Source organism: Kamptonema formosum PCC 10802 (assembly GCF_000332335.1).
Lineage (GTDB): Bacteria > Cyanobacteriota > Cyanobacteriia > Cyanobacteriales > Oscillatoriaceae > Oscillatoria.
The window spans coordinates 6,160,388-6,173,114 of sequence record NZ_KB235948.1; the positions used below are offsets into that span (position 1 = coordinate 6,160,388).

The 12,727-nt window shown below is 50.3% G+C and carries 12 protein-coding genes; 3 read left to right on the plus strand and 9 right to left on the minus strand.

Annotation, left to right across the window (positions count from 1 at the left end; all coding sequences use genetic code 11):
- Positions 1-355: 355 nt before the first annotated feature.
- Positions 356-1,888 carry a GumC family protein gene (locus tag OSC10802_RS0127115; protein ID WP_198525204.1) on the plus strand — a complete coding sequence of 511 codons (1,533 nt, stop codon included), beginning with the start codon at positions 356-358 and terminating at the stop codon, positions 1,886-1,888.
- 3 nt (positions 1,889-1,891) lie between these two features.
- Here OSC10802_RS0127115 and OSC10802_RS0127120 read toward each other — a convergent pair whose 3' ends face one another.
- The 9 genes from OSC10802_RS0127120 to OSC10802_RS0127160 all read right to left on the minus strand — a co-directional run bounded on the left by OSC10802_RS0127120 (position 1,892) and on the right by OSC10802_RS0127160 (position 10,562).
- Complete coding sequence (locus OSC10802_RS0127120; RefSeq protein ID WP_017719923.1) at positions 1,892-2,689, minus strand: WecB/TagA/CpsF family glycosyltransferase; 798 nt, start codon at positions 2,687-2,689, stop codon at positions 1,892-1,894.
- Positions 2,652-3,824, minus strand: a complete 1,173-nt coding sequence (locus OSC10802_RS42025; RefSeq protein WP_017719924.1) for a glycosyltransferase family 4 protein — start codon at positions 3,822-3,824, stop codon at positions 2,652-2,654. Before OSC10802_RS42025 ends, OSC10802_RS0127120 begins: the two co-directional genes overlap by 38 nt.
- A complete protein-coding gene (locus OSC10802_RS0127130; RefSeq protein WP_017719925.1) occupies positions 3,821-4,963 on the minus strand; it encodes a glycosyltransferase in 1,143 nt (380 codons plus the stop codon). Before OSC10802_RS0127130 ends, OSC10802_RS42025 begins: the two co-directional genes overlap by 4 nt.
- Positions 4,956-6,224, minus strand: a complete 1,269-nt coding sequence (locus tag OSC10802_RS42030) for an O-antigen ligase family protein (protein ID WP_017719926.1) — start codon at positions 6,222-6,224, stop codon at positions 4,956-4,958. Before OSC10802_RS42030 ends, OSC10802_RS0127130 begins: the two co-directional genes overlap by 8 nt.
- Position 6,225: 1 nt before the next feature.
- Entirely contained in the window at positions 6,226-7,485 is a 1,260-nt protein-coding gene (locus OSC10802_RS42035) for an O-antigen ligase family protein (RefSeq protein WP_017719927.1), read from the minus strand.
- Positions 7,482-8,381: a glycosyltransferase family 2 protein gene (locus OSC10802_RS0127145; RefSeq protein WP_017719928.1), complete on the minus strand. Its 900-nt coding sequence runs from the start codon at positions 8,379-8,381 to the stop codon at positions 7,482-7,484. Before OSC10802_RS0127145 ends, OSC10802_RS42035 begins: the two co-directional genes overlap by 4 nt.
- A complete protein-coding gene (locus OSC10802_RS0127150) occupies positions 8,378-9,766 on the minus strand; it encodes an oligosaccharide flippase family protein (RefSeq protein WP_017719929.1) in 1,389 nt (462 codons plus the stop codon). The genes OSC10802_RS0127145 and OSC10802_RS0127150 overlap by 4 nt, the downstream gene beginning before the upstream one ends.
- 149 nt (positions 9,767-9,915) lie before the next feature.
- On the minus strand, positions 9,916-10,203 hold the full coding sequence (locus tag OSC10802_RS0127155) for a DUF3593 domain-containing protein (protein WP_017719930.1): 288 nt from the start codon (positions 10,201-10,203) through the stop codon (positions 9,916-9,918).
- Positions 10,200-10,562, minus strand: coding sequence for a DUF2499 domain-containing protein (locus OSC10802_RS0127160; protein ID WP_017719931.1), 363 nt, complete (start codon positions 10,560-10,562; stop codon positions 10,200-10,202). The genes OSC10802_RS0127155 and OSC10802_RS0127160 overlap by 4 nt, the downstream gene beginning before the upstream one ends.
- Here OSC10802_RS0127160 and OSC10802_RS0127165 point away from each other — a divergent pair.
- Together OSC10802_RS0127165 and csaB are read left to right on the plus strand one after the other, a co-directional pair.
- Positions 10,557-11,090: a winged helix-turn-helix domain-containing protein gene (locus tag OSC10802_RS0127165; protein WP_017719932.1), complete on the plus strand. Its 534-nt coding sequence runs from the start codon at positions 10,557-10,559 to the stop codon at positions 11,088-11,090. The two genes, OSC10802_RS0127160 and OSC10802_RS0127165, sit on opposite strands and share 6 nt — an antisense overlap.
- A gap of 234 nt (positions 11,091-11,324) precedes the next feature.
- The gene (gene csaB / locus OSC10802_RS0127175) at positions 11,325-12,371 is read left to right on the plus strand and encodes a polysaccharide pyruvyl transferase CsaB (protein WP_017719934.1); all 1,047 of its coding nucleotides are present in this window, start codon (positions 11,325-11,327) and stop codon (positions 12,369-12,371) included.
- The last annotated feature ends 356 nt before the right edge of the window (positions 12,372-12,727 follow it).

Consider the following 12,727-nt stretch of genomic DNA (forward strand, 5'->3'; position numbering starts at 1 on the left):
GTCGCGGTGAGAGCCGGGAGGAGCGGGCCACCCTCTGGGGATGAGGCTGTCGGGCTGGGTGATTTCCCAGAGCATTTGGGAGTTGGGGCTGCACCCAGGGCAGGGTTTTACTTCCGGCGAATCGCGCTCTGTATCCCCACCTGCGGCGCTGGATTGCCCGAAAGCCCCAACCCTTCTTGGGCCATTCCTCGGAGGGCAAGGGATGGCAATTATCTGCCCACGCTTTCAGGTGGGGGCAGCAGTTGGCTATTCCAGATGTAGCGAGGTCTGGGAGCGCGGCGCTCAGTTCCTCAAAGCGCCGACAACCTATTATAATTCTATTATAATTTTTCATAAAGCTGCGCTCACAAGAACCATGACTGACTCTAAAGACGCCTTAGAACTAGAGCAATTCCTGAATCTGATTCAGACATTTTTATTTATCCTAATACGGCATTGGCTGTCTGCAGGAGCTGTGTTGGCCTCGGCTGTTGCGCTCACAGCCCTATCTACCTTTTCCCAAGAACCCCTGTACGAAGCGGTCGGCAAGCTTCGGTTTGAGAGAATTAGTGATGTCTCTTCTCTCACCGGGGGGGGAGCGGAAAAGGTTGGCCGGCTGGATATCTTGGCTCCAGCGAGCGATCCTCTGCTGACAGAAGCCGAAGTAATTCGCTCTCGTTCCGTTACAGAAATGGCGATCTCCAGACTCTACCAAGAAGGATCTATCACTGGCGCAAAGGATGAGAGTCCGTGCAACTCATCTCACCCTAACCCCATGTCGCCGACACCCAACCTCTCATTTACCTCAGATAAAATTGGGATGAAATCGACGAATATAGGGGCCAATCGCATGGAGCCAGAAATATTTTTGAGCGGGCTTGAAGTGCGGCCCATTCCCGGAACAGATATCCTGAAGATTTCCTATAAAAGTAACTTTCCCCAACAAGCTTTACAGAGGGCGAACGCTATAATGGAAGCTTACATGGCCTACAGTGCGTCCACGAAACAGGGCGATATCAATAAGGCTCTTAAAGCCATAGAGGAGCGGCTTATTCAAGCGGAAGAATCTTGGAAAAAAGCCGAGTGGGATCTCAAGGTATTTAAAAATAGTGAGGAGGTGGTTAACTTAAAGCAGCAAGCAGAATTGGCCTTAAATCAAGTTCAAGAACTTAAAACGCTCAGCGAAAAATTGGGGGCTGAGTTGGGGTCAGTAAACCAACAGTTTACTGTCCTGCAAAATCAGTTAGGGATGGATTTGCCAGAAGCGATGCTAGCAATTTCTCTCGCTCAAGACACCGCAGTACAGAGTGCGATTGCCGAAGTCCAAAACACCCAATTAGAATTAGCTAGACAGCAAGCAAGGTTCAAGGAAAATTCTCCACTTATGGAGGAACTGAACAGAAGGAGATCTGCGTTACAAAAGCTTCTGACAGAAAGAATTGAAGAAAAACTAGGGGGGCGAGATACAGAGTTTTATGCTCGCTTGCAAATGGGCTTACTCCACCAAAATTTGATTGAAAATTTGGTTTTATTAGAAGCCAGACGACAAGGTTTGAACCGCCAGATTGAGGATTTAAATCAATTAGCGAAAGGGCACGAAAGCCAGCTCGATAAATTCCCGAATTTGGAGAAAAGACAGAGTGAGTTAGAGCGGAAGCGAGACGTATCCCAAGCCACCTATTCTAATTTACTGAGTCAGCTTCAGTCCCTGCGGGTTTCCAAAGAGCAGAAAGTTATCAATGCCAGCATTCTGGAATGCGCCGTGGAGCCTAAAGTTCCGGTTGCGCCCCGCACCACATTAAATCTTATCATAGGGAGTGGAGCCGGTCTAATGCTCTCCGTAATGACTGCTTTTATCGTCGAGGGAATAGAGCGAGTCTCAAAAAACCGACGTTCCCAACTCCCTTAGTAGCTAGAAACCAAAGTATTTCTGCAGCAAATCTTTGACCAGCAGGCCCAGCAAAAACCAGGGCTCTACCAAATAGCGCCGCCACAACCGGCGAGGTTCTGCTATCAGCCGGTAAAACCACTCTAGTCCAATGCGCCCCAGCCAGCGCGGGGGGGTGGGAATTGCTCCCGCCACATAGTCGATACAAGCTCCACACGGAAGTATAACATTAGTCTGAAGGTGAGCGTAATTATCCAAAATCCACATTTCTTGGGTGGGCATTCCCATCCCCACCATTAAAATATGGGGAGAATAATGGTTAATTTTCTCCCGAACCAGCCGGTTCTCCTGACTGTCAAGGTCAAAATCGAAGTAGCCGTGAGCGCTTTGAATCTGCAATTCGGGGAACTTGAGCCGCAGAATCTCGCTCCCTTTGTCGGCGATACCGGGCTTAGATCCCAAGTAGAAAACTCGCCACCCTTGCTGTGCCGCCTCAGCCATCAAGGGATAGATCCAGTCTACAAAGGTGACGCGGTGTTCCCGGCGTAAGGGGAGTCCGAGCAATTTTCCCAAGAATACTAAGGACATGCCGTCACAGTGAGAATATTCAGCAACATCGTAAAATTGACGCATCTTAGGAAGGTGATGGTAGAGGTACAAGCTGTGCAAGTTGTGATTAGCGATAATCCAGCATTGCTGTGACTCAATGGCTGTGGAAACCAGAGTGTTTAGCTCCTTGAGAGTCAAAGGATTGACCGTGACGCCTAAAATGCGAACCGCCCGGTTAGCGGCTAAAGTTTTGAATGGAGGATTCGTAGTCATCTGTCATTTTTTCTAAACTGAACAGCGCGGCACGCTGTCGAGCGCGAACTGATAGCGCTTCACGGAGTTTATCACAATCTAATACTTTGTCAATAGCTTCAGCCCAAGCGCGATCGTCTGATGGTGGAATCAGTAATCCTGCGGGTGGGCTCTCAGTGATGTCCTCTGGCAAGTGTCCCTCTTCTAAGTTGGAAATGGGAGAAATCCCAAGGACACCGCCAAGAACTTCTTTGAGAGCTGGGATGTCGCTGGCAATTACGGGCAAGCCAGCAGACATTGCTTCGATAAGAGCTAAGCCAAAAGCCTCGAAATGAGAGGGAAATGCAAAAATATCTCCGGTTCGCAGAAAGTCGGCAATATCTGAGGGGGATATTTCTCCTAGAAAATGAACGCGATCGCCAATCCCTAGAGTTAATACTTGCTGTCTTAACTCTTCTCGGAGATCCCCATCGCCGGCGATCGCCAAATGCACATTCGGGAGCCAGCAGATCGCCTTCAGCAAGACTTCCTGATTTTTTTGAGAAGCCAAGCGCCCCACGTTGATCGCCAGCGGAACACTCTGAGGCAGACCAAATTTAATCCGCGCCTCTACTTGACTCAGGGACGACTCCCGCAAATAAATTCCATTATAAACGAGTTGCAACCGGATCAGATAGGACTTTGGATAGTTAGCGAAAGATTCGCACACCGAACGAGAAACGGCAATATTTGTCGTGTACACACCCAAGCTGCCGATCGCCCAATCCAGATATCGAGCCATCCAGGGATAAGTCCACGCCGGATTGTGTTGGGAGGCTACCCTAGCCGGCACCCCCGCCAAGAGAGCGGAAATTTGTCCGAGTCCATTGGCATAGTGGGTATAAGTAATCACCCCATCGGGGTTAAATCTTGGCAACTGCCGGCTCAAAGCCATAAAAATATACAGATAATCGGCTAGCTTTTTTGGCTGAGAATCAAACATCACCCGCACCCCTTCTTCGCCCACATAAGTAGGGCGCTTGAGGTAGAGAAACCAAGTCTCTGACAAGTGCCCGCGCCGCCGCAATTCAGCTGCCATTTGGATGGCTGCTGCCTGCGCCCCACCACCTTCCATCTGAGTGACAATATTAACAATTCGCAAGGCTCTGTGATTCATACTCCTTCCCGGAAAACCGCCCCGTAGATATCCTCTAGAATACGAGTCTGGCTCTGCAAATTGAACAGAGTGTGCACCCGCTGTTTGCCATTGTGGCTAAACTGCTGCCAAAGTGTTGGATCTTCTAGCAAACGCAAAATATATGCGGCTAGCTCTTGGGAGTCGCGTTCTGCAGCTAGAAAACCAGTTTCACCGTGCCGTACTGCTTCGGGAATCCCACCACTGGCAAAGCTGACTGCGGGCAATCCCATAGCTTGGGATTCTGCGAAAACCATGCCAAATGCCTCACAGTCACCTGATTCCACTGTAACGCTCGGAACGCTGAACACCTTCGCCCGATTCATCCAAGTTTTTACCGCTGCTGGGGATTGCGCTCCCAGAAAACGGTAACGCTGTAAGGATCTGGCAGCCATTTTCTCTAAAGCAGAGCGCTGGGAACCCTCCCCGATTACCACTAGCTCTATTTCTGGCATTACTGCTTGCACTCGAGTCATAGCTCGAATCAGGTAATCGCATCCTTTTCTCTCCACTAAACGCCCAACAAACAGCACGAATGGTTCGCGCGGCACTGCGGGATCGGGCTTGAATTTTTCCAAATCCACACCGATGTAGTGGACTCGGATTTTTTCTGGCGGGAAACCTTGCTCTAGCAGTTTCGTTTTGATGAACTCGGAAACGGCAATGAACAGCCTAACCTCACGTTTAAGGACTTCTCGCCGGCGTAAATAGACCTGGTGGACGTAAAACGATTTACGGGCGTATTCATCTTTCACTGTAGCATAAAAACCGTGAAAAGTGACGATCATCGGAATTCCCAAAAACTGGGAGATCGGGAATGCCCAGGTTGCGCCACCACCGGTGTGCGCGTGAATCAATGCAGGCTGGATCTGGCGTAAATCTCGATAGAACGATGGTGCTATGCCCCAAACTTTGAAGAGGATCTCGGCAACTTTCCCCGCCAATCCGCCTTTATTCACCACTAGGGTGCGCTCTTCGGGCAGGGGCAATCCCAATACGCGCCGCGACCCCACATAGTAGGGGACAAAACTTTGCAATTCCTCTCCTTGGCTTTTTACAAAGGTTTCCCAAGTGCGGAGTAAATGATCCCAATAGATGATTGCGGCGGGTTTTCTAGACATTAGATTTTTCCTCCTTTTCTGGTTCTGCTGGCTGGCTAGCAGCAGGCGACATCGAGAGAATGGTTGCTACATATATGACCCAAAAGATGCTGTGTTGTGTCAGGAGCGTGCTTTCGGTGATGTTGTACAGAACAGTAAATGTCATGCAGGTCATGGGCCAGAATTCTTCTGGGGTTTGCCGCGAGCGGATACAGGCTATTACTTGTGGCAACTTCCGCAAGAATTGCAGCGCAAATGCTAGGACTCCGAATAAACCCAAATCTAGCCATAAGTCTAAAAACCCATTATGCGATTTACCAGCTACGTTCGGTCCGAGGATAGGCAAGATGTGAGCATCTTTAATTCCCACCGCTGGCCAAAACGCACCGTACCCGTAACCCAGCCAAGGACGTTCGCGAATCTTCACCAGCACTGCTTCCCAGAGAGAAGTGCGCAGGCTGAGTGTAACATCTTTTCCCAATAGACTTGTCACTATGTCCATATTACCTATAACCCACCAAATTATACCGCATCCCAGGATTCCCGCCGCAATCAGCCAGGGGAATGGCACGGGAGAGTACCGCTGTAAAGCTTTGGATGCGGGGAGCAGTGCGAGAATGGCCACAAATACGATTAAAGCAGTTTGGGAAGTCGAAGTCCAGATGAGGGCAGCGGAAAGACCGAAACCAGCCCAAAAAACCCAGCGGTGCCGGCGACTGCTAAGAGCAAGGATCAGAAAAATAATGGCGCTCAGGCACATCCAGCGACCCAGATTGTTTTGGTTCCAATAAATGCCTCGCCACCCATCTTCGTGAAGCCCGTAGGCTGGCACTGCTGTGGCAAATACTAGACTGAGCAGTGCGGATAGACCCAACATCCATGCTAACAGTTGCAGCTGTTCTTTCAGGCTATAGCGCGCAGCCAAGTAAGTGCCAAATAGGGTGGTTGCCCCCAGACCAATACTGTGGCGCAGGGTAAGTTTCGGCAGTTCCGACCAGGCAGCGGAAGCCAAAGAAATTCCTATCAGAACCCATAATAACTTATCTCTTGCCGCTACATCAATTGCTTTTTGCCATTGGGGGATAAGTAAAAGCAAGATAATTGCGTATGTTCCCCAGCGAACAGCCCGCAATAGCGGATCGGCCTGACTTGGATCGTCTAACCTAAACTGTCCCATTTTTTCGTGCACCTGTCCGATCAGGGGTTCTGTAAAAATCAGCAGCGCTAAAACGATAAACAGCTTTTCGGCAACTTCTCTGAATTTCAAAAGAACATTTATCACTTTATTCTCCTTTTTGTGTAACTGCTGCCTCTTGACTGCCAGACAAAATCGAGAAACTGACGGACACATAAAGCACCCAGAATAGACTATTGCGGGTGACTAGGGTGCTTTCTGTGAGGTTGAATAATATCAAAAAGGTCAGATAAGTTAAGGGCCAAAGCCCCTCTGCGGTTTTGTGCGTTCTGAGCCATGCTATCGCTCGCAATAAGGTTCTCGAAAACCCGAGTAAAAATATCCAGCATCCTAACAGTCCCAAATCGAGGCATAACTGTAAAAACCCGTTGTGAGCGTGACTCAAGGTTCCCCTCCAGTCATAAAGAGTCAGCCAGATTTCCTCGGACTCACTCCCCCAACCCAACCAGAATGCACCGTAACCGTAACCGAGCAAGGGACGCTGACTAATCTCCATTATAACTAATTCCCATATTTTTGTGCGCCCCGTAAATGTGGCATTTTTTCCCATCGCGCCCATAACAAGTTCCAGATGGTCGAGAGTCCACAACAACGTACCTCCTGCCACAACTATGGAAATTATTGCCCAAGGCACAGCTAGGATATAGTGAGATCGCAAGCCTCTGTAGACAGGAAGTATGGCCGCGATAATCAGAAAGACGATTAAGGCAGTTTTCGCCTGCGACAGCCACAAAAGACTGACAGAAAAACTCAATCCCAACCAGGCAATCCAAGAAGGAATGCTTCCCGACCTTACCAGGATTATAAAGATAACCGCACTCAGGCACATAAATTGACCTAAACTGTTTTTGTGGGAATAAATTCCGCACCATCCTTGTGTGCCGTAAACCCCGTAACGCGGCAGCACTAAGGCTAAAAATAGGCTAACTAATGCGGCCAAAATTAGACAATAAGCTAATAAATGAAGTTGCGCTTTGAAACTAAAGCGCCTAGCCAGATATACGGCAAACACCGTTGTCAGTACCAGGGCAAAACTTCGGCGCAGTGTAATTCCTGGATTGCCGGACCAGACAGTGGAAGCCAGGGCAATTGCCATTAGTACCCACAAGGTTTTGTCTCTGAGGGCAAGCATAATATAACTCTGCCACCACGGAGCGAGTAGGATTAGGGTGAGTGCGTATATTCCATAGTAGGCAATTTGCTGTCCAGAACTTCCCTGAGTAAAGGATTCCACCCCACCTCCCCCGGAAAGTTTATCTCGCAAATCTAAAAATCCTGTAAAACACAGCAAGACCAAAAATGTAAGCCCGGTTTCGGCTACCCTGACGACTGCCAAGATGTTTGTCAACCTTTTAGACGGTGATAAAGGCATCGAATAAGTACCTCAAGTTTCTCTGAAAGCGCCAGCAATTCCCAATAACTGTTGGCCAGGTTTCTGTATTCCGTCTCAACTCCGCCGCACTGCCAATAAGTGCCAACTCCTTCCGCAAATAGTTTATTGGTAAATTTTTTTAAGTTCGGAAATTTAATTTTTAGCCAATAAGCGATTATAATATCTACACGGGCTCTCAGTTGCGGCTTGTCCGTCCTGAGAGTGTAGGCATTATTGGCGTGAATTCTTTGCAGGGCTAATTGCCGCTCCATAAAAAACCCTCGTTCTAGATAAAATGCGGCAAATTTTAGGTAATTATCACTGGTAATGGTAATCGCTTCAGGCATGGGGAGAATCAATTTTAAAAGGGAGCGGCTAAAACAAAGACCCGATGTAGCGGGGTGAGAGAAGCGTCGTTTCCCACTTTGAATGTAGGCGCGAAAATCGCGCTGACCTGACGGACACCGAGCTGTGCGAATCTCCGTCAATTCCCGCCCCAACTCATTCACCAATCTAAGCGGGTGAAAGCACCAACCAATATCTGGATAGCACTCAAACACCGTCACGATCTCAGCTACCTTCTCCGGCATCAAAATATCGTCAGAGTCAAGGAAACAAATAAGCTCGCCATTACTGGCGTCAAACCCCGCGTTAAAAGCCGATGCCTGACCGCCGTTCTCCTTAAGCACTGGGATAATTTTGTCTCCATAACTGGCAATAATTTCTCGCGAATCGTCCGTGGAACCGTCATCTACAGCAATGATTTCAACCTGGCCGTAACTCTGATTTAAAGCGCTGTTAATTGCATCCCGGAGAAACTGACCGTAATTGTAGTTATCAATCACAATGCTGACCAGGGGATTATTTTTCATCGGTTTTCCCCTCTTTTAAAATTAGCCAAAAAACGCCTCATTTCTGATAAAGTACCAGGCCAAAGCAGGACAGCGGGCAAACTGAGGAAAGTCCAGGCTCCAAGCTGCTGCCAAAATAGGGGTAAACTCATCCCCACCCACCAGATCCCAGCCAGTCGGTAGTCGGGAGCATCCAAGTAGCGCACAATATAAGCGTGAATCACAATATAGCTGAGGATAGCCAAAACTTCTGCAGCACCATATCCTATTATACCCCACTGTGGCACGAGAAAATACGCACCTCCAGCAAATAAAGCGATATGGGCGAAATGGAAGAGCGTTACTTCCCAGTTGCGCTTAAGCACATAAAGCGTGGAGGAGTGGAGATTAAATAGGGCGTTGGTCAAGTAACTCAGGGCAATGAATGGGTAAACCTGGAGGACAAGAAGCCAGCTTTTATCCCAGAATAAGGGAAAAAGCCACGGAGCGACACAAGCAAATCCAACCAGAAGTGGTGCTATCGCTAAAATTTGCAAGCGCATCCCTTCACCGATTGCTTGGACAAGGCGAGTTCGATCTGCCTGTAAATGACTGAGGGTTGCAATAGAAAGCCTCCAAGTGGCATTCTTCAAGAAACTCAGCCTCTCTACTAACTGTATGGCTAAATCTACATAGCCTGCGGATTCCTTGCCTAAAAATGGCAATACCACCAAGGGGTTCACCAATTGGCGCAAGTGCCAAACCCACATGGAACTAGAATAACCAATACCGTACCCAACCATCTGCCTTACCAGTTTCCAGTCCCAATAAAAATGAGGGCGGTATTGTGTCTTTTGGTACAGCAGCGTTAACTCTACCACTTTCTGGCTCCACCACCCGCCTACTGGTGCCCAAACTCCAAAACCTTGGAAGGCCAAGGTAAGGGCAACTAAATAATAGACGATTTGACCAATAAAGTCGGTTATGGCAACCAGACGATAATTCAAGGCACCTTCGAGGCGAGCTAAGGGAATCAGAGCTAGCAAATGAATTGGCAGCCCTAATAATAGGGTTATGATTATCGGAGTGAATCCCTTATCTTTTGACAGATGCTCCCAAAAAGGCAAGCCTAAAAGCGCGACCAAATTCACAGATATGCCGAACACCAGTAACAGGGTGAAAGCTTGGTGGTAGTCTTCATGGCGCTGTTCATTATTTTCCCCTCGAATTAAGTACACCCCAATTCCCAACTGGCTAAAGTCATAGAAGTATTTGTAAATTCCCAGTGCGGCTGCATACAGTCCGTAATTCTCCGCTCCGATGGTGCGGGTTAGAACCAGCAATCCGCCAAAACCAATCACCATTCCCAGCCCTTGGCGAAGGGCAAGATACGCACCCCCATGCAAGACTCGACTCCGCAGGTTCATCTCTATGTTTTAGAATACCATTTTTTTCTTTGGTTTGGCCCGGTTTAGAGTTTTGAGGACAGGTAGGACGCCTGTTTTGTGGGACAGGCGAGACGCCTGTCCTCCGCCTGGTATTTGTTAGCACCGGCAGGTGAAAAAGTATTGGATTTTTATTCCCGCACCCGACTCACCGCTTGCTGGAAGCCCAACAGAATCAAGATATTGGCCAGGGTCAAAAACAATTCCGCCCCCCCGTGCAGCCAATCCACATTCGCTAAGGACTGGCCTAGGGCCACTTTGGCGTAAATCCCAGCGGGAATGGTGACGCCGACAAACACCAGGGTCATGTAAAACCCAATCAGCGCTAAACGCGGCACTTGTCCCGATCTGGTGAGAAACCACAAGAACCCCAGGTAGGGAAACAGGGAGATAGCAAACAGACTGTCTTTTGAAATCATCGTCGCGATTCTGTGGGGGCGAGGTTAGGGGCTTTTTCACCGGCAGCCTTGTTGCTGGCTTCCTTTAACCGGCTTGAGCGCCAGATCCACCAAGCACCGGCGCACAGGGTGCAGTTCCCCACCACTGTCATAGCGGCTTGCAAGGTGACCAGCCACTCCAGAGATTCGGGGTTGTCAAAATAGTGCCAGGTGCAGGCGCACATGGCGCTGACCAATGACGGCAGCATGGCCAAGGACAGGGCCCGCCACGCCCGGTTGCCGGTGACTTCGCCGTATGTCCATATCAGCCAGATGGCCCCAACCCACTCAATAACGCTGGAAATGTGAATAATCCAGGTCGGAATAGAAAGCGCGTGCATAAAGAATCCCTGACACTGCCTCAGTTTTCCTATCCTACCGCTGAAAATCCCAGGCAGATGAAGTTAAGCTATCAGCAATTAACGTCGAAAGGCGCTGGGACTTTCGGTGGGGCCAGCGGCAGCGCCGCCACCGGCACCCCGGAGAGCAAAGCCTCTCCCTCTCAGTCCCAAAGCCCCTGCCGGCAGTCCCAACGCCCTTATTCTGTATCAATGCTTACAGCAGGTTCTTTAGCCGTGGCTATCTCAAACCATATCTTCAAACCGCACCCGAGTGCGTACACCAACCGGAACAAGATTCTGGAAGCGATCCTCACTCATCCCGGACAGAGTGCCGAAGAAATTGCGGCTGCGGTCGGCGTCACTTACGGCACTGTCCACAAACAAACCCTGATACTGACCAGCTTGGGCTTGATTCACTCTGAGCCCGACCCATCCAATACTAAAATGAAACGCTACTTTGCGGGGCCCCCGACGCCCAAAACTTTCAATGCCAAAAAGGAACGGTCACGCAGAAAACGCTCCCCCTAAATCCGATTGAATAATTTTTTATTATATCTGGGTGGCTGTCTGCGGCAGGTGCCCAATACAGCCACTTTTCAGCTTATTTTTCACTTTTCCCCCTTCTGCGGGCTGGAATTAAAGCACAGTATTCAGCCGGAATACCCAAAAAGCGACCGCCAGAAGAATTTTGAGAAATTGTACGGAAGCCGCCAGCGACTGCCCTAAACTAGACTAGCGTGCGGCAAGCAGCTGAGGAAGGAGATGGGGCGGATGCGAGCAGTGTTGTGCGGATATTACGGCTTGGGCAATGGGGGCGATGAGGCTTTGCTGGCTTCTCTGTTGCAAATGTTACCAGATCGTGTGACGCCGGTGGTTCTCTCTGGCAATCCAGCGCTGACGCGCCGGCGCTACGGGGTGGCTGCGGTCCCTCGCATGAATGCAATGCCGGTGCTGCGAGCTCTGCGGCAGTCAGATGCTTTTATCTGGGGCGGGGGGAGTTTGATCCAGGACGCCACCAGCGCACTCAGCCCTTTCTATTATGCCGGCTTGATGGGACTGGCTCAGCAGCTGGGCTTGAAAACGATTGCTTGGGCGCAGGGTGCCGGCCCGCTGAAGCGCTCTTTTACCCGCGAGATAGCCAGACGCACGTTTGCCGGCTGCACGGCGGTGAGCGTGCGCGATCGCGCCTCAGCTGCCTTGCTCTCCGACTGGCAAATCCCCTGCTATTTCGCTCCCGATCCTGTCTGGGCGCTGGAAGCCAAGCCGGTGCCGGGTTTGTGGGATTTGCCGGCACCCCGGGTGGCGGTGACGCTGCGCAAGCACCCGCAACTGACACCGGCACGCCTGGAAACCCTCACCCGCGCCCTGAGCGACTTCCAGAAAGCCACCGACACTTTCATTTTGCTCCTGCCTTTTCAGGCATCTCAAGACTTGGAAATCGCCGAGTATATCCACTCCCAACTTGCCGGTGCTAGCAAAATTCTCTCTCTCGAAGATCCCAGAGAGCTCAAAGGCGTGTTTCGCGGCGTGGAAATGGCTGTCGGGATGCGCCTGCACGCACTAATTATGGCTGCTGCGGAGGAGTGCCGGTGTTTCGCGCTCAGCTATGACCCCAAAGTCAGCCAGCTGATGGCAGAATTGGAGATGCCCGGATGGGAATTGCCCCAGTTGCCAGACGATGCCAAAATTATCACTAAAACTTGGCTGGAACATTACGCTAATGGCGAAGCTCTCTCGCCGGCGCAGCTCCAATCTATCGCTGACCGATCGCTGATTCACCGGGAATTGTTGCGGGAGGTTTTTGAGTGATTGAACCGCCGCTGTGAGGGAGCGCAAAGAGAAGAACCCCACCCCCCAACCCCCTCCCCGCTTGCGGGGAGGGGGAGAAAGAGATGGGGGAGTTTTGCTGAGATTGTCTTTCTAAGAACGCAACGGCGAAAAAACCGGCCCGTAACCCCGATGAGATTCGCTAACAGTCTCTTTGCATTGGCCCGATAGCTGTAGGGGCGGCCCCCCGTGGCATTGGTGTCAACTTAAGCTCCAGGCGATTGAAATCGCGGCTATACAAACGAAGTCCGCCTTCGCGGACTTAAGAGATAAGAGAAAAGCGGGACTTTTCAAACCCGCGCAGGCGGGTTTGGTCTGTGTAGCTGCGGTTTCAACCG